The sequence below is a fragment of the Winogradskyella sp. PG-2 genome (assembly GCF_000828715.1).
Classification (GTDB): domain Bacteria; phylum Bacteroidota; class Bacteroidia; order Flavobacteriales; family Flavobacteriaceae; genus Winogradskyella.
This window is the reverse complement of the sequence record NZ_AP014583.1, coordinates 3,537,488-3,554,264: the sequence shown is the minus strand read 5'-3', so window position 1 is coordinate 3,554,264 and position 16,777 is coordinate 3,537,488. Positions and strand designations below refer to the sequence as shown.

General features: G+C 32.3%; 18 protein-coding genes. 12 read left to right on the top strand and 6 right to left on the bottom strand.

The features are described 5' to 3' along the window. Position 1 precedes the first annotated feature (1 nt). The gene (locus tag WPG_RS15975) at positions 2 to 1,630 is read right to left on the bottom strand and encodes an acyl-CoA carboxylase subunit beta (RefSeq protein WP_045474513.1); all 1,629 of its coding nucleotides are present in this window, start codon (positions 1,628 to 1,630) and stop codon (positions 2 to 4) included. Positions 1,631 to 1,789: 159 nt separating this feature from the next. Between WPG_RS15975 and WPG_RS15970 the strand changes: the two genes are divergently transcribed. From WPG_RS15970 to WPG_RS15955, 4 genes are all read left to right on the top strand, one after another. Continuing rightward, positions 1,790 to 2,320 carry an NADPH-dependent FMN reductase gene (locus tag WPG_RS15970; RefSeq protein ID WP_045474511.1) on the top strand — a complete coding sequence of 177 codons (531 nt, stop codon included), beginning with the start codon at positions 1,790 to 1,792 and terminating at the stop codon, positions 2,318 to 2,320. Beyond that, a complete protein-coding gene (locus WPG_RS15965; protein ID WP_045474510.1) occupies positions 2,321 to 2,758 on the top strand; it encodes a MarR family winged helix-turn-helix transcriptional regulator in 438 nt (145 codons plus the stop codon). 184 nt (positions 2,759 to 2,942) lie between these two features. After that, positions 2,943 to 3,815 (top strand): pirin family protein, encoded by an 873-nt coding sequence (locus WPG_RS15960; RefSeq protein WP_045474508.1) that lies wholly within the window; start codon positions 2,943 to 2,945, stop codon positions 3,813 to 3,815. Positions 3,816 to 3,858: 43 nt separating this feature from the next. Further along, positions 3,859 to 4,575, top strand: coding sequence for a pirin family protein (locus tag WPG_RS15955; protein WP_045474506.1), 717 nt, complete (start codon positions 3,859 to 3,861; stop codon positions 4,573 to 4,575). A 31-nt stretch (positions 4,576 to 4,606) separates the two neighbouring features. Here WPG_RS15955 and WPG_RS18805 read toward each other — a convergent pair whose 3' ends face one another. Together WPG_RS18805 and WPG_RS18800 are read right to left on the bottom strand one after the other, a co-directional pair. Further along, positions 4,607 to 5,302 carry a serine hydrolase domain-containing protein gene (locus WPG_RS18805; RefSeq protein WP_084221608.1) on the bottom strand — a complete coding sequence of 232 codons (696 nt, stop codon included), beginning with the start codon at positions 5,300 to 5,302 and terminating at the stop codon, positions 4,607 to 4,609. Between the two features lie 52 nt (positions 5,303 to 5,354). Beyond that, positions 5,355 to 5,867, bottom strand: a complete 513-nt coding sequence (locus WPG_RS18800; protein ID WP_045474503.1) for a serine hydrolase domain-containing protein — start codon at positions 5,865 to 5,867, stop codon at positions 5,355 to 5,357. 114 nt (positions 5,868 to 5,981) lie between these two features. Between WPG_RS18800 and WPG_RS15940 the strand changes: the two genes are divergently transcribed. Together WPG_RS15940 and ettA are read left to right on the top strand one after the other, a co-directional pair. After that, the gene (locus tag WPG_RS15940) at positions 5,982 to 6,164 is read left to right on the top strand and encodes a CAL67264 family membrane protein (RefSeq protein WP_045474501.1); all 183 of its coding nucleotides are present in this window, start codon (positions 5,982 to 5,984) and stop codon (positions 6,162 to 6,164) included. Continuing rightward, positions 6,164 to 7,855: an energy-dependent translational throttle protein EttA gene (gene ettA, locus WPG_RS15935; protein ID WP_045474499.1), complete on the top strand. Its 1,692-nt coding sequence runs from the start codon at positions 6,164 to 6,166 to the stop codon at positions 7,853 to 7,855. The genes WPG_RS15940 and ettA overlap by 1 nt, the downstream gene beginning before the upstream one ends. Before the next feature lie 55 nt (positions 7,856 to 7,910). On the opposite strand, the gene WPG_RS15930 is transcribed toward ettA, so the two are convergent. The 3 genes from WPG_RS15930 to WPG_RS15920 all read right to left on the bottom strand — a co-directional run bounded on the left by WPG_RS15930 (position 7,911) and on the right by WPG_RS15920 (position 9,513). After that, the gene (locus tag WPG_RS15930) at positions 7,911 to 8,108 is read right to left on the bottom strand and encodes a hypothetical protein (protein WP_045474496.1); all 198 of its coding nucleotides are present in this window, start codon (positions 8,106 to 8,108) and stop codon (positions 7,911 to 7,913) included. A 203-nt stretch (positions 8,109 to 8,311) separates the two neighbouring features. Continuing rightward, positions 8,312 to 8,536 carry a hypothetical protein gene (locus WPG_RS15925; protein ID WP_045474494.1) on the bottom strand — a complete coding sequence of 75 codons (225 nt, stop codon included), beginning with the start codon at positions 8,534 to 8,536 and terminating at the stop codon, positions 8,312 to 8,314. A 206-nt stretch (positions 8,537 to 8,742) separates the two neighbouring features. Next, on the bottom strand, positions 8,743 to 9,513 hold the full coding sequence (locus WPG_RS15920) for an MBL fold metallo-hydrolase (protein ID WP_045474492.1): 771 nt from the start codon (positions 9,511 to 9,513) through the stop codon (positions 8,743 to 8,745). 166 nt (positions 9,514 to 9,679) lie between these two features. On the opposite strand from WPG_RS15920, the gene WPG_RS15915 reads away from it, so the two are divergent. From WPG_RS15915 to WPG_RS15885, 6 genes are all read left to right on the top strand, one after another. Next, entirely contained in the window at positions 9,680 to 11,020 is a 1,341-nt protein-coding gene (locus tag WPG_RS15915; protein ID WP_045474490.1) for a hypothetical protein, read from the top strand. Positions 11,021 to 11,211: 191 nt separating this feature from the next. Next, a complete protein-coding gene (locus tag WPG_RS15905; RefSeq protein ID WP_045474485.1) occupies positions 11,212 to 12,255 on the top strand; it encodes a hypothetical protein in 1,044 nt (347 codons plus the stop codon). 59 nt (positions 12,256 to 12,314) lie between these two features. Beyond that, positions 12,315 to 14,270, top strand: coding sequence for an AAA family ATPase (locus WPG_RS15900; RefSeq protein WP_045474483.1), 1,956 nt, complete (start codon positions 12,315 to 12,317; stop codon positions 14,268 to 14,270). Between the two features lie 26 nt (positions 14,271 to 14,296). Continuing rightward, positions 14,297 to 14,890, top strand: coding sequence for a GDP-mannose pyrophosphatase NudK (gene nudK / locus WPG_RS15895; protein WP_045474481.1), 594 nt, complete (start codon positions 14,297 to 14,299; stop codon positions 14,888 to 14,890). After that, on the top strand, positions 14,878 to 16,113 hold the full coding sequence (locus tag WPG_RS15890; RefSeq protein ID WP_045474479.1) for a DUF6638 family protein: 1,236 nt from the start codon (positions 14,878 to 14,880) through the stop codon (positions 16,111 to 16,113). Before nudK ends, WPG_RS15890 begins: the two co-directional genes overlap by 13 nt. Before the next feature lie 41 nt (positions 16,114 to 16,154). Further along, positions 16,155 to 16,691, top strand: coding sequence for a hypothetical protein (locus WPG_RS15885; protein ID WP_045474478.1), 537 nt, complete (start codon positions 16,155 to 16,157; stop codon positions 16,689 to 16,691). Positions 16,692 to 16,777: the final 86 nt, after the last annotated feature.

The window sequence follows — 16,777 nt, the reverse complement described above, 5'->3', positions numbered from 1 at the left end:
TTTATACTTGTAATACTCCCATATTAAAAGGTTTTTCAATAGGTGCATGATTTGCAGCTTCTATTCCCATACTAATCCATGTTCGTGTATCTAATGGGTTTATAACACCATCTGTCCATATTCTTGCAGCAGCATAATAAGGAGATACTTGGTTGTCGTATCTCGATTTTATCTCATTGAATAATTCATCTTCTTTCTCTTTTGTTATTGTTTCACCTTTCTTTTTAAGCGAAGCTTTTTCAATTTGGAGTAATACTTTTGCAGCGGAATTTCCGCTCATAACTGCGAGTTCAGCACTTGGCCATGCAGCAATTAACCTTGGGTCATAAGCTTTTCCGCACATGGCATAATTTCCAGCTCCATAGCTATTTCCTAAAACTATTGTGAATTTTGGAACGACGGAGTTACTTACTGCATTTACCATTTTGGCACCATCTTTTATAATACCAGAATGTTCGGATTTACTACCAACCATAAACCCTGTCACATCTTGTAAAAACACCAAAGGAATTTTTTTCTGATTACAATTGGCTATAAAACGTGTAGCCTTATCAGCTGAGTCATTATAAATTACACCACCAAATTGCATTTCACCTTTCTTAGTTTTTACTAATTGGCGTTGATTAGCTATAATACCAACTGCCCAACCATCAATACGAGCGTAAGCAGTAATTATAGTTTGGCCATAACCTTCTTTATATTCATCAAATTCAGAATTATCAACCAAACGTTTAATAATTTCCTTCATATCATATTGGTCAGCTCTACTTTTTGGTAGAATACCATAAATATCTTCAGGATTCTCTTTTGGTTTTGCAGCTTTAGTTCTGTTATAACCGGCTTTATCAAAATCACCGATTTTATCTACTATGTTTTTAATGCGATCTAAAGCATCTTTATCATCTTTGGCTTTATAATCGGTAACTCCAGAGATTTCACAATGCGTTGTAGCTCCACCTAAGGTTTCATTGTCAATAGATTCGCCAATAGCAGCTTTTACTAAATAGCTTCCTGCTAAGAAGATACTGCCAGTTTTATCAACTATTAAAGCTTCATCACTCATTATTGGTAAATAAGCTCCACCAGCAACACAACTTCCCATAACAGCAGCAATTTGGGTAATTCCCATACTACTCATCACAGCATTATTTCTAAAGATGCGCCCGAAGTGCTCTTTATCAGGAAATATTTCATCTTGCATAGGCAAAAATACACCAGCACTATCTACAAGATATATAATAGGTAATCTGTTTTCAATAGCAATTTCTTGAGCTCTAAGGTTCTTTTTTCCAGTAATTGGAAACCATGCACCAGCTTTTACAGTAGCGTCATTGGCTACAACTATACATTGTTTCCCTTTTATATAACCAATTTTAATAACAACACCACCAGAAGGACAGCCACCATAGTCTTCGTACATGCCTTCACCAGCAAAAGCACCAATCTCAATACATTTAGCTTTTGAGTCTAGTAAATAATCTATACGCTCACGAGCAGTCATTTTACCTTTGCTATGGTGCTTATCAATACTTTTTTGACCACCACCAAGTTTTATTTTAGCAAATCGCTTTTTTAAATCTGAGAGTAGGAGTTTATTATGATCTTCGTTTTTATTGAATTTTATATCCATTAAGTACAATTCTTTTGCACGAATTTACAAAAGAATAACCATAGATGTAATGACTAATTTCAAAATGAAATGTTAAAAATATATTACATGGAAGTATATTCCTTGGAGTATAAATATTTTTATCTTACATTTGTACTATTAATAATTAAAACATAAGATATGAAACATATAATAGCATTTGCGGGTAGTAACAGTAGTACATCAATAAACAAACAATTAGCGACTTATGCTGCATCATTAGTTGATGGAGTAGAAGTAAAGGTGTTAGATTTAAATGACTTTGAATTACCGTTATATGGAATGGATCATGAATTAGCAAATGGTATTCCAGATAACGCTAAGAATTTTTTGGATATAATAAAATCTACTGATGGCATAGTTCTTTCATTGGCAGAACACAATGGTGCTTATGCAACAGTATTTAAAAACTTATTTGATTGGATGTCTAGAATTGATGGAAAATTGTGGAGCGATAAACCAATGCTACTTATGGCAACATCACCAGGTGGAAGAGGTGGAGCCACGGCTTTAGAAATTGCTCAAGGACGATTTGGATATATGGGAGGAAATATAGTTGGCAGTTTTAGTTTACCATCTTTTGGAGATAATTTTTCTGATGGAAAGATTACGAATCAAGAATTAAATAGTCAATTACTAGAAGAAGTAGAGCAATTTTCAGAAAGTCTTTAAATGGGTGATTTAGCAAAAGATATCAATTCAAAATTTCCAAATAATAGAGTAAAAGCATTACTCAATATTATATATACAGCCAATTGGATAACAAGTTGTCAGAACGAATTCTTTAAAGACTATGGTATTTCTCCACAGCAGTATAATATATTAAGAATATTGAATGGAGCAGCTGAACCTTTAAAGGTTCAAACTATAAAGGATAGAATGTTAGAACGTTCTCCTAATGCCACACGATTAATGGATAAACTTTGTGCTAAATCTTATATAGAACGTTTACCATCAGAACATGATAGACGTGTAGTTAAGATTATTATTACCAATGAGGGAAGAGACTTATTAAAATCTATTCCAAGAAATTTGAATTATGATTTATTGAAAAACTTAAATGAAGAAGAGGCAGGGCAATTGAGTAATCTGCTAGATAAAATGCGCTAATAAATTTCCTGCGTAGTAAGAATCTAAAAAGAATACAGACTAGCGTATTTTTTTTAGCTAAATATTTTCCATGGAAAATATAATAACAAAGTTAATATGAAATATCCTATTGAACATATTAAAACATTCAATATAGTTTAAAGGGATATTCCATATGACAATAATAAAAAATAAGTAATAACACATGAAACTAAATACAATACATAGAGTAGGACGAAGCGATTTCGTTAATATGGGGCCAATACGATTACGTCAACCGTTACCTACACAACAAATAGAAATGGTTGACCCATTTATTCTATTACATCATTATGGACCTTATGAAATTCATGAAAAAAGTAATCCCTTTGATTTAGGTCCTCATCCACATAGAGGTTTTGAACCTGTAACCTTTTTAATTCAAGGCGAACAATTACATCGTGATTCTTTAGGAAACGAAAGTGTTGTAAAAGCTGGGGATGTACAATGGACAACTGCTGGTAGAGGTATTATCCATGCAGAAGGACCATCAAAAGCTTTTGTTAAAAAAGGAGGAACTATTGAAGGCATTCAATTATGGTTAAATCTTCCAGCTGAGAAAAAGATGATGGAAGCAAATTACCAGCATGTAAAACACGAGGATTTTAGAATCGTAACATCAGATGATGGAAAAATTGAAACTAGAATCATTGCTGGAAAACTCAACCAGACTTTTGGAAGAATTGGGACACAAACTGCAATTAATGCTTTTATGATTGAAGCAAAGGCTGGAGGAAAACAGACTATCAATTTCGATAATTCACAACAAGGTATGTTGTACTTATTAAAAGGACAGACTAAAGTCAATAGTGCAACTACTTTAGAATTGAATAAAAATCAAATTATTCAGTTTAATCAAGATGGTGATGGATTTTCAATTGAAGCAGAGGACAATAGTCTGTTGCTATTTTTATCTGGTGAACCTTTTAATGAACCAGTAGCTACTTATGGGCCATATGTAATGAATAATCAAACTGAAATTATGGAAGCCATGAGAGATTACCAAATGGGTAAAATGGGATTTCTTCCAACAAACTAGTTTTTTCTGCAAAGGCAGAAATCTAACCTTAAAAAATAAAACTATGCAAACAATAATTCACAAAGCAGACACTCGAGGTTATGCAGATCATGGCTGGTTAAAGTCACATCACACATTTAGTTTCTCAAGCTATCAAAATCCAGAGCGTAATAATTTTGGAATGCTACGCGTATTAAATGACGATTTAGTTCAACCAAAAATGGGATTTGGAACACATCCACATCAGAATATGGAGATTATTTCAATCCCGTTAAAAGGAGCACTCTCACATAAAGACAGTATGGGAAACAAACGTGCTATTGAAGTTGGCGAAGTACAAGTAATGAGTGCAGGGACCGGTTTAACACATTCTGAATTTAATGATAGTAAAATGGACGAAGTTAACTTTCTTCAATTATGGATTATTCCAGAAGAAATGAGTGTAAAACCCAATTATGAGCAACGGGAATTTCCTGTTGAAGATAGAATAAATAAACTTCAAACGGTTATTGCACCAAAAGACAAATTAGAAGGAGATGCTCTACCAATTAGTCAGCAAGCGTATATTTATAGGTCGAATTTAGATTCGGGTAAATCCATAGATTTAAATATAAAATCTAGTAATAATGGCTTATACATTTTTGTTGTTGATGGTAATATTGAAGTAGATGGAAACTTACTGAATAAAAGAGACGCTATTGGTATTTCTGACACAGAAAATATTCAAATAAAATCTAATGGAAATTCAGAACTAGTTATTGTTGAAGTTCCTATGGACTAAATCTATAATCGGTTAATAGCGGAAAAGCATCCTAATTATGGATGTTTTTTTTATTTTTAATAACATCGTTCACCAAAGTTTGAAACGTTTCTCGTAAAAACAATTGTCTATAAGGTGATATCTGAATCATCATAATATAAGCTAAGTCTTTCTCTGGATCTACTCTAAAATAAGTTCCAACGGCACCTCCCCAACCATAAACAACAGATCCATTATCTTGCTCTGCAATAGAAAACCCCAAACCAAAACCAGTCTCATTTGGTAAAATTCGTAATCTTGGTGTATGCTCTCTAACTGAAGCTAAATGATTTTTAGTCATTAAATCAATGGTCTCAGGTTTCAAAAATTGATGACCATATAGAGAGCCTTTGTTAAGAAGCATTTTACAAAAATTAATATAGTCATTAGTTGTAGAAACCAAGCCGCCACCAGCTCTAATAAAGTTAGGTTGGTTTATAAACATACTTTCTTCTGGTAATTCTGCAATTTCCAGACTTCCATTGTTACCGGCCCGATAACCTGTTGTAAAATGTTTTATTTTCTCTTTAGGAAGTTGAAAGCGTATGTCTTTCATGTTTAAGGGATTTAAAATGTGCTCTTGAAGATAATTTTCTACAGGCTGTCCACTTAAGACCTCAATCAAATAACCACAAATTTCAGTTGAGTGCCCATATTCATAAGCAGTTCCTGGTTCAAAGAGAAGAGGGAGCTTACTTATTTTATCAATAAAATTTTTAAACCTTGTGAGTTTCCTAAGTTAGCTGTTGCATACAAATTATTTAAGTCTGAGTTTGGACTTCTGCCATAACTAATGCAGAACTATGTCTAAGTAAATCAATAACTTTTATAGCATTCTTAGTAGGTACAATTTCATTATCTTCATTAAATACGGTCATGTTTTCAAACTCTGGTATATAAAGGTGTAAAGGATCATCAAGTTTAAATTCACCTTGTTCGTATAATTGCATTAATCCAACTGACGTAATAGGTTTGGTCATAGAGAAAATGCGAAAGATACTTTGTTCATTCAAAGGTTTCTTTCTTTCAATATTAGCATAACCATAAGAATCGTAATGTATGAGTTCTCCTTTGTGATGTATAGCAGTTTGTAAACCTGCTAATTGTTTACGATCCACATAACTATTAAGTACAGATTTTAGACTATCTAAATTATATTCAGAATGGTTTATAGGCTTTAAGCTAGTGTTTCTATACTTTTCTTGTGCGCAAGCCGTAAATGCTAATACAAATACAACTATTGAGTAAATATTTTTTATGCTTCTAAAAATCATTACTTAACAAAATTTATATTATTTAAATATAGCCTTTTATGTTGGTAATGAGTTACACATTTATTTACGATATTTGTGTTTCGACTAACTATCAAAATTAAATAGAACTAAATTATGGCAATGAATAAAAATACAGTGTTGGCTTGGGCTACTACAATTATGGTTATTGTTGGATTAGGACTGATTGCTTTAGGAGCATTTAGGTATGATGACGTTGCGGGTTGGGGATTTGCAGCAGTAGGAATTGGCTTTTTTGCTATTGCATGGGTGTTTAATGCTTTAAAAGGACGCGTATAATGAGTGATGATAAAAAAGTAATATTTGCAATGTCTGGTCTTACAAAGACCTTTCAAGGTGCTAATACGCCAGTTTTAAAAAATATTTATTTAAGCTTTTTCTATGGAGCTAAAATAGGAATCTTAGGTCTTAATGGTTCTGGTAAGTCCACGTTATTAAAGATTATCGCAGGTGTTGATAAAAACTATCAAGGAGACGTTATTTTTCAACCTGGCTATACAGTTGGTTATTTGGAACAAGAGCCACAATTAGATGATGAGAAAACAGTAATGGAAGTAGTTCGTGAAGGTGCTGCAGAAACTGTTGCAATATTAGACGAATACAATAGTATTAATGAACAGTTTGGTTTAGAGGAGGTTTATAGCGATGCAGATAAAATGGAAAAGCTAATGAACAGACAGGCCGAACTACAAGACCAGATTGATGCAGCAGGTGCTTGGGAACTAGATACAAAGCTTGAAATTGCTATGGATGCATTACGTACTCCAGATGGTGATAAGAAGATTGGTGTACTTTCAGGTGGTGAACGTCGTCGCGTTGCTTTATGTCGTTTATTATTAAAAGAACCAGATGTTTTATTATTAGATGAGCCAACTAACCATTTAGATGCGGAATCAGTTCATTGGTTAGAACATCATTTAGCACAATATAAAGGTACTGTAATCGCAGTGACGCACGATAGATACTTTTTAGATAATGTTGCTGGTTGGATTTTAGAACTCGATAGAGGAGAAGGCATTCCTTGGAAAGGGAATTACTCATCTTGGCTAGATCAAAAGTCTAAGCGTATGGCTCAAGAAAGTAAAACAGCCTCTAAACGTCAAAAAACTTTAGAGCGAGAGCTAGAATGGGTAAGACAAGGTGCGAAAGGACGCCAAACTAAGCAAAAAGCGCGTTTAAAGAATTATGATAAGTTAATGAGTCAAGATCAAAAACAACTTGATGAAAAACTTGAAATATACATACCAAATGGTAAACGTTTAGGAACTAACGTCATCGAAGCATCAGGTGTTGCTAAAGGTTACGATGATAAATTATTATATGACGATTTAAATTTTAACCTTCCTCAAGCAGGCATTGTTGGTGTTATTGGACCTAATGGTGCTGGTAAAACAACTATTTTTAGAATGATAATGGGTGAGGAAACACCAGATAAAGGCGAATTTAAAGTTGGTGAAACGGCTCAAATCGCGTATGTAGATCAGAAGCATTCTAATATAGATCCTGAAAAATCAATATGGCAAAACTTCAGTGATGAGCAAGAGTTGGTTATGATGGGTGGGAAACAGGTAAATTCTAGAGCATACTTGAGTCGATTTAATTTCTCTGGAAGTGAACAGAATAAGAAAGTTAAATTGCTTTCTGGTGGTGAACGTAACCGCTTACATTTAGCAATGACACTAAAAGAAGAAGGTAATGTATTGCTTTTAGACGAGCCAACTAATGACTTAGATGTCAATACATTAAGAGCGCTTGAAGAAGGCTTGGAAAATTTTGCTGGTTGTGCAGTTGTGATTAGTCATGATAGATGGTTCTTAGATAGAATATGCACACACATCTTAGCTTTTGAAGGAGATTCTCAAGTCTATTTCTTTGAAGGTGGATTTAGTGATTACGAAGAAAATAAGAAGAAACGTTTGGGCGGAGATTTAATGCCAAAACGTATTAAGTATAGAAAATTAGTTAGGTAGTAACAACGAGAATTATACTAAAATATAAAAGCCAGCATTTGCTGGCTTTTATATTTTAGTATATATGTTCAGAACTTAATTTATAAGTATCTATAATATTTAACTCTTCTAGTTTTTTATAGTTGGAATCAAATTTATCTAGTTCATCTTTCCATTGTTCCTCAGGAGGAATAGTATATAAAAATCGCTTAGTTTTAAAAGCGATAAAAAGAACAATAGTGTTAAAAAGAATTATTAAGATTAGAATTTGCAAACGTTATTTATTAGTAGTTATTTTTTACTTTCTTCTAAATCTTTAATTCTCGCTTTTAATTTACGAGCTTTAAATAGTGATAAAATCAATAAACTTATTATTGTAACTATTGCAATTGATAAAATGATAATTATTCTTTCAGAAGAATCGTCACGCAATAGATCCATAAAGATTAGGGACATTGATTTCATAAAATATAATAATTAATTGTCACCATAAAGGTGACCACTTGTGAAATCTTTATAGGATTCATCAACTTCTTTAAAAGCATTAGTTTCCATTAATTTTTTATTCTCAGCTTTTAATTTATACATCTTAATGATGGCAATAATTATAAAAATGAGAAATATGGAAGCTACTGCAATTAGAATCATCGTAAGTTGAGTAGTAGTCACGACTAAAGGCTTAGAAAGTAGTTTGTTAAGCATGTTTATAATATTTAGATTTGGGTTCTGTGGTACTAATATATAAAAAAAACTGAATGTAAATACTTAATATTTAATAATTTACCGTTTTAATGTTAACAATTTTATCGTTTAAAGGATCTAAAAACACGACAAAACGCACTATTTTAGGCTAAAGAGCACAATCTTTGAAGTTGTTAACAACTCAAAATTTTAACATAATTATTTATCTAATACCAGTCTAAAAGTAAAACTTCGATAGCAGAGTTCCCTTCATTTACCAATTTCTTAAATAATTCCACATCATTCATGCTTTCTGAACCTCTGTAATGATAAGGATACACAGATTTTGGCTTAAACTCTAAAACGGCATTTGCAGCATTTTTTACAGTCATTGTCCATGGAAGATTCATGCATATAAATGCTTTATCTATGTTTTCCAAATTTCGCATTTCTGGGATATCCTCAGTATCACCTGAAATATAGATGCGTTCATTATTTACTGTTAAAACATAACCATTTCCTCTTCCTTTACTATGATATTTTAAGGCTTCTTCCCGTAAATTATACATTGGTATAGCCTCAATATTTATAGTATTATGATTATAGCTGTCACCATTATTAATAGTAACTATAGTTTTACTTGTGGTACTTGGAATTTTGTCTGTAACAGCTTTTGGACCAATAATAGTAACATCATTAAGCTTTAATGCTTCAAGTGTACTTTTTCTTAGATGGTCACCATGTATATCAGTAATTAAGACTAAAGTTGAATTTTTTTGTCCTTTAAAAGCTTCAGCACCACCAGTTGGGTCAATATAAATAACTTCGGACTCTGTTTCTAAAACTAAAGTGCCATGCGTTATGGGAATTACCTTAACATTCTCTTCTTTGGTTATACTATCATTATTTATTGCAATTTCTGAATTCTCTTTTTCACTTTTACAATTAAATAACGCTATAATAAGTATTAATACTAATGTGGATTTTAAAGCTTTCATTTTTCAGATTTTTCTTTAAAGATATTCAAGACTGATTCATTATTGAAATTTTGTAACATTTTTATTACAAATGCTACATATATTTAGCAAGTAAAGTTTTTATAGTCATAAAAAATTCCCGAAATTGCTTATCCAAAAATTGTTCAACTAAAACACATTTTATAATATGTCTGATGATTTTGATTTATTAGAGACTAACTCTCAAGAAAGAACTGAAAAAGTAGATGTCAACTGGGGAAAAGCCATAGACCAAATGAAGTCAAAATTGGCGCAAGAGGATGATCCTGAAAGTCGTCAGAAAATATTGAATGCCACATTAGACAATGTGGTTGATATGGCAGAGAAAGATAGAACTACTTTGCTTGATGCGATTAAAGATTTAACAGACTATCAAGATGAAGTAGGTATTATGTTCGAAGGTTTTTCTGCATTAAATGCAGCTGAGCAGAAAATCATCGATGATGCGATAAAACGTCTAGAACGCGCTAAAGTTGAACTTGAAGATGCTAAAAACAAGCCAGATACATGGTGGAATAATCTTTGGGGAAGAAAAGGAAAGATTAGAGATGCTGAACAAGAATTACAAGCAGCCCAAAAGGAGCGTGATGCTTCAGATAATAAAGCAAAAGCAATGTTTCAGCAACGTATTGAAACGGCAGATGTTCAAACGCTACTAAATGAGCTATCATTTAAGAGCCAAGCAGCAATTAAACGTTTAAAAGATAGAGAGCTAGAGATTAAAGAAGTAGAGGAAAGCCTTAAAACTGCAATTGTAGAGGCAAGTAATAATCATACTAAGGCATTACAAAAGAAAAAAGAAGTAGAGGCTAAACTCGAAGAGCAATATGCATTATTGAAACAAGCACGTCAAGCCTTAGAAGAAGTTGCTGACAAACAATCGACAGAATATTCTGAAGCTTTAGAAAAAGTAACTCAGCTTGAGCAAAAAGTAGAAGAGCTTGAAGGTCTTAAAAATGCCTACACAACGCTTGCTGCTTCAAAAGATAGTTTTGTACACAAACATAACTTAACAATTAAAGTACTAACATCTTTAAGAAGTAATTTACAAACACATAGAGCTAAATTAAAATCAGATACTGATGAACGTCTTAAGTATTACGATGGATATGTCGTGGCATTAAAGGCTAGAACTGACCAAGAATTTGCTGCAATCTTAGAACACTTAGGTGTTAAAACTGATGAGCATATTGGTGAAACTTTAGCAGCGATGCATACAGCTAGTGCTAAAGCACGTCAGGAAATGATGGATAATATTCCAGTTCACGAAAAGGTTATGCAAGGTGTTTATGGAAGTTATGCCGAAGCTTTAAAAGAAATCAGAACTAAGGATGAAGAAATTCAGAAAAACTTCGCAGACCGTTATGGTATTGATATGAAAGAGATTTTTGATGAATATTATAAGGCTGATCCTAACGCACCATCTGATGGAGGTGAGCCAGAAGGCGAACTAAAACCTGAGGCTAATGATGATGATTTACTTGGATAAGTTTTGAAAAAGTACTTTACAATTAACAGTTTAAAATTATTTTTAGGCTATTCCTTGATTTTTAGTGTTGTAATTTTTTTTGTTCATTGTAATAATGACTTTACAGGTTCAATATTATTTGGTTTTATTCTTGGTATTTCATTATTTACAATTCATTCTTTTTTTCGAGAAGCTAAAGAAGATTCAACCAAATGATTGTAACTCCATTAGATTCAGCTGAATTAGACTCTAAAGAGCAGTATGTATTTTATCACAAGATGATAGATTTCACACTAAAAGAGCTTATTGTCGCGGTACAAAACAAACAAATTCTAAATAAGCAAGAGGTTAAACTCTTTAAACAATACAGTGATTTGTTATTGTATTCTATTGAAGCCATGCGTGTTAAATACATGTATGATGACGAGGAAAACATGAAAGTAGATTTAACCGATTCTGGTTTTCCAAATTATCTTGAATTCCGATATTTATTCAATGATTTAGAGTTACGCGAAGAATATCTTGGTAAATTAACAGATATAGATACACTGAAGGATGAGTTTTTAGATACTTTGATGCGTAAAAAAGAACCGATTGCTAAGCGTAAGCTATTTCAAGCATCATCAATAGTATATTATACGTCTGCAAAAAAGGAATATATTTTTAATCGTTTCGTACAAGGCAAAATCATTAATACACCAGAAGAATCTGAAACTGAATATTTAGTAAGTTGGAGTTTCTACGATGTTACCCATAACAGACCTTTTGTTTGTTATATGTATTTTGATTATGAAGGTAGAAACGTCAATGATTATAAAGACGAAATCTATACGGTTTTAAAAAACACATCTGACCGTGAAATGCCATTAGATACAATGGCCTATGCAATTGATAAACGTTTACCAAAGGTATTACCAAAACTTATTAAGCGTATTGATTTAGGTCCTATACATAATGTATTCGCAAAAGACGAGAATAAAGTGACGCATGCTATTTTGCAAGGGATTACTCAGAAAGAAATTCCTTTAGAGTCTTATGCGATCTCGTTTAAAATAGATGAATTAAAATCTAGTAGTGAATTTAAAGAAGGCAGTTTTTTTAGTAAGCAAACCTTTCAGCGTTGGGACGCAATGTATAGACAACGTTATGTCTTTGCTCCGCATCGCATCATACAATTACTATATAACAAAACACCAGAAATAATGAATAAGTTAGCGCAAGCTCCAATTCAGGTTTCTGAATTGAAAACAAAATAAATAGTAGTCATTAACAGTCTTAGTATTTTGACTTTACACTTAGGCTATAAACTAATAATATGGAACACAACTCAACATTCCCTATAAAACAAAATGAGCTCGATATGCTTCGAGATGAGGCTACGTCTTATTTAAAATCTATTCAATGGGAGCAAAGTCAACGTGCTAAGAATAAAGATAATGATGGTAAAGATGAATCTATTCTTTTGTATTTGTCCAGAGCAAATAATGGAAGTAATGTAGCTGTAACTTCAGTATCTAAAACAATTTTAGCACTAAAGAAACGATTATTGCCAGAGTCTGTAGCACTTCCTGTTTATTTAAACCAAACCTTATATGCTGTACAAGAAGCATTAACGCTAGGTATTTGGATTAAGGATAGTTTTTATGATGCTTCTGGTTTATCGACGCTAAGTGAAAATAAATCAGCATTAGATAGTTCTGGTAAACGCGAGTACGAAAGTAAGATGCACACATCTACAGCTTTTATGTTGTTTGCAACTGCATATAAAATTCTACATGATTTAAAACCAAATGCTTCAGACGATTTATCTGTTATGAGGCAGAAATTTGCAGGGATTCCAGAAGTATCCTTTTTATCTCCTTTAAAAGGGATTTCTTGCCAACTGTTTTATTATGATAAGTATTTAGGGCATCCAGATATTATAAAAACAGACAAGGATGTCATTGACTTTACTGTTGTTTATTTTGAAGCATTGATTGATGAAATTCAGCTTAGAAAGAGTGCTTTAGAATACACAGAAACGATTACAGACCGAACTTATAAACTCGAAAAATCAGATTTTGCAGTTTCTGGATGGGATAATGTCTTTGCTGGTACTGCAGTAAGTGTTGAGTTTAATAAGATTCAATTTGAGCAAATTGTTGGTAATAAAGACGCTAAACACTTTGCTAGGCGTTTAACTGAGCGCATATTAAGTTATGATTTTGATGCTAAGAAAAACCCTTTTCAAGAGCTAGGAGGTTTTATGCCTGTGTTTATGGGTTATGGAATACCAGGAACAGGGAAGAGTATGTTGATTGCGGCGATTGCTACCCGATTAAAAGAACATAGTGAAAATTTAGACATTCCGTTTTTGTTTCATCCAATGCCAGATACCTTGATTAGTACGTTTCAAGGTGGTTCTGCTGAAAAGATGGTAGAATGGATGAAACCTTTACAAGATCCTACAAAACTAATTTTTGCACCAATTGACGATGCAGAGAATAACTTACAAGAAAGAACTGCACAAGGAGTTTCTGCTGGTGTAAAAGAGGTGATTGGAGTCTTCTTAAGATATACAGAAGGAGCTTATGCTGTTAACTATGGTAATAGTTCAATTGGATTATTTACCAATTTACCAGAAATGCTAGATAAAGCAGTAATCTCTCGTGTACAAGGACGTTTTAAAATAGATGGTGCTCGTAATGAAAAGGATTTTGTAGACCAAGATTACCTTTGGTGGAGAAAGCTGGAAGATACTATGCCAAATTTTATAAATATGAGTAATCCCAAAGATTATAAGTATTTAGACGCACAGCAATTGGCAAAGAATTTGGGAGAAATTTTAGATAAAGTAGACAAGCCAACAGAAGAACGTGTTTTAGATACGTTCGATAGAGTTGAAAAGGCATATAAAGATAATGAGCACATGTTCTATGCGCATTTATATACTGAGATTCAGAAGATATTTCCATTCTTCTCTTCTAGAGATGTTAGGAATATTCAAAAAGCAGTCTCTTTACGACTAACAGATTTCGATTTAGAAAAAGATTGGTTCGAAAACCCTGAAAATTACTTTAAAAAAGATTATGACACCAAGTTTGGAATGCTACAAGAACTAATGAGAGCGAATATGAAAGGGCTTGATTTTAGTGATATTAGACGACAAGAAGTAGTTCGTTATTTAGATAATGTGGCGACTATTGCGGATACAGACTTTAAACGTAAAGTGGATGTGAGAGTAAATCAATTAAATATTGAAACTGAGGCAAGAGAACAGTTTGGTAAATAAGATTAATGATTTCAAATCTTTAAGCTATGACGAGTGATAAAATTAAAAATATAGAAAAAAAACTGTTATCAGATAATTGGTATACGCTTAATAAGTTCACTTTTGAATTTAAATCAAAAAATGGAAAATGGATAGAGCAGCAACGCGAGTGTTATGATAGAGGTAATGGTGCTGTGATTTTATTGTACAACAAAGAAAAAGGCACAGTAGTTTTAACAAAACAGTTTCGTATGCCAACATACATAAATGGGAATGAAGATGGTTTTATGATTGAAGCTTGTGCTGGTTTATTAGATAATGATAACGCAGAAGATTGCATTAAAAAAGAAACAGAGGAAGAAACTGGTTTTAGAATAGAAAATGTTACTAAAGTTATGGAAGCCTATTCGTCTCCTGGATCTGTTACCGAAATTCTCTATTCTTTTACAGCTGAATATTCAGATGAGATGAAGGTAAGTGAAGGCGGAGGTTTAGCAAGTGAAACTGAGGATATTGAAGTTTTAGAAATTTCATTTGAAGATGCATTGAATATGGTCAATGATGGACAAATAAAAGACATGAAGACGATTTGTTTATTACAATACGCTCAAATTAATAGCTTATTAGAATGCAAAAATTAAAAGACGCCAACTTATATAGAAGTGAACTCATTCCAGTCAGTGGAAAGCTAGTAGAGCGTTATAATAAATGTCTTAAAACTCTAGGATTCACCCAGACAAAACTTAAGTCGTTTTATATAGATGGAGTGGGTTGGAGTCCTGAAGTTGCTGAAGAGAAAAAAGATATGCAATACCTTAATCATGGAGATGCAAATCCGCATGGTATCATAATATCGCCATTGCAGAAAGGAAAGCCTGTATATTTACCGTTTCATTCTTTTGATAGAGAAATGATGCAACATGTCTTTAGAACTCATGGTCAAAAGATTAATGATATTACCAGGGATTCAGCAATATGTATAGATTTTGATCAAGATATAGATGTGTTTTATGAGCCTTTAGATATTCTTAAATATGATGATGTAAGTATTACATTTCGTTTGATTGATAATTTAGAGGATATTCAAAAAAAGCAATTAAAACTGATTGATAAGTTTAAAACAGGTAATAATTTTATAGATGAAAGTATACATCAAGAATTATTAGAATCTGCTAATACTTGTGGTGACTTACGAGATAGAGATTTAAGTTTACATCCATTGCATTTTACTACAGGTTCGTTTTTCTCACGAGCTTTTGATGGTGTATATGTTTTGAGAGATTTTATTAAGCCAATTGTTGTTTTTGAAAGTAAAGACGTTTATAAAGAAGCTATAAAAGATACAATTCACGATGTGTTATTATATCATATTTCACAGCCTGAATTAGTAGACAAACTCAAAGATCATATTATTATAGAGTGTAATTTAGAATCTATTGTAAGAACACCAAATTATGATAGAATTAAAAAATTTGAACTCAATCAGTTCTTAAAAAAGACGCAACACCCAGTAAAAGATATTTTAAATGATAAGGTTTTGTTTAAAAGCTATTTAAATAAAATCAATATAAAAGAGCGTAAGCAAGTTATGGGAGTGGAATTGTATCTCGAAAAGCTTGAACGTAGTAATGCCCATAAAGTCGAAGATATGGTAGAGCAATCACTATATTTTGCTTTACATCAACCACATTCATCGTTATCGGCTGAGCACCGCGATTTAATCCATAAACTACTTATTAATATAGCTCCTAAGGATGTTTTGTTTTTGTATTGGTATGATAAAGAGCAGTTTTATAATAGCTATGATACTTGGGATGACTCGTTTAGAGATTGGGTAATTGAACGTATTAGTAACAATATATAATGATTTTAGACTAATTTTATAAGAACCGTAAACGTAATACCATGGGAATAGAACTCGTAATATTTATCGCAGCCATTTTATTTGGAATTTTTCTGTATTGGGCAGAATCTAAAAGTAATGGGATATATCGTTTTTTTAATAAGGTTTTAAACAGTAAAGAACTACAAATGAGTGCTAATAATCCTAAGGGATTTGTTTATAAGCAGCCATTTTTACCTCGACTTATATTTGTTGTTTCTATATTGTTAGTAGCGGCTTTAATCGTTGAGTTTTTAACACCAATTTCTATATTCGCGAGCTATTATGGTGTTTCAGCTTTTTCTTCTTTCACCATTGGAACATTAATAGGAACCTATTTAGCAAATTTTGTTATTAAAACAACAGAAGTAGTAGAAGAGAAGAGTGATTCTATTGGTGATATGGTAGATGATGCTGTTGAAAAGGGAAAGGATTTTATTGAAGATTTAAAACCAAAGGAAAATAAGATTGTAGAAGAAGTTAAAGAAGAGATAAAGTCAGAAGCTGATGTTGAAAAACAATCTGCACGTGACCGATTAAAAGATAAGGGTCTTATGTAATATAAAGTGTTAGCCTGAAACCTATTTCAGGATGTCATCAATAATTAATATAGTTTAAAATTCTGAACTAAATTCAGAATGACAAA

Bases quoted from the DNA above. Each gene is read 5' to 3' on its own strand.
- WPG_RS15940 (WP_045474501.1), top strand. From the start codon at position 5,982: ATGGCAATGAATAAAAATACAGTGTTGGCTTGGGCTACTACAATTATG.
- WPG_RS18800 (WP_045474503.1), bottom strand. From the start codon at position 5,867: ATGATTTTTAGAAGCATAAAAAATATTTACTCAATAGTTGTATTTGTA.
- WPG_RS15965 (WP_045474510.1), top strand. From the start codon at position 2,321: ATGGGTGATTTAGCAAAAGATATCAATTCAAAATTTCCAAATAATAGA.
- WPG_RS15890 (WP_045474479.1), top strand. From the start codon at position 14,878: ATGCAAAAATTAAAAGACGCCAACTTATATAGAAGTGAACTCATTCCA.
- WPG_RS15975 (WP_045474513.1), bottom strand. From the start codon at position 1,630: ATGGATATAAAATTCAATAAAAACGAAGATCATAATAAACTCCTACTC.
- WPG_RS15905 (WP_045474485.1), top strand. From the start codon at position 11,212: ATGATTGTAACTCCATTAGATTCAGCTGAATTAGACTCTAAAGAGCAG.
- WPG_RS15960 (WP_045474508.1), top strand. From the start codon at position 2,943: ATGAAACTAAATACAATACATAGAGTAGGACGAAGCGATTTCGTTAAT.
- WPG_RS15915 (WP_045474490.1), top strand. From the start codon at position 9,680: ATGTCTGATGATTTTGATTTATTAGAGACTAACTCTCAAGAAAGAACT.
- WPG_RS15925 (WP_045474494.1), bottom strand. From the start codon at position 8,536: ATGCTTAACAAACTACTTTCTAAGCCTTTAGTCGTGACTACTACTCAA.
- WPG_RS15955 (WP_045474506.1), top strand. From the start codon at position 3,859: ATGCAAACAATAATTCACAAAGCAGACACTCGAGGTTATGCAGATCAT.
- WPG_RS15970 (WP_045474511.1), top strand. From the start codon at position 1,790: ATGAAACATATAATAGCATTTGCGGGTAGTAACAGTAGTACATCAATA.
- WPG_RS15920 (WP_045474492.1), bottom strand. From the start codon at position 9,513: ATGAAAGCTTTAAAATCCACATTAGTATTAATACTTATTATAGCGTTA.
- WPG_RS15885 (WP_045474478.1), top strand. From the start codon at position 16,155: ATGGGAATAGAACTCGTAATATTTATCGCAGCCATTTTATTTGGAATT.
- ettA (WP_045474499.1), top strand. From the start codon at position 6,164: ATGAGTGATGATAAAAAAGTAATATTTGCAATGTCTGGTCTTACAAAG.
- WPG_RS15900 (WP_045474483.1), top strand. From the start codon at position 12,315: ATGGAACACAACTCAACATTCCCTATAAAACAAAATGAGCTCGATATG.
- nudK (WP_045474481.1), top strand. From the start codon at position 14,297: ATGACGAGTGATAAAATTAAAAATATAGAAAAAAAACTGTTATCAGAT.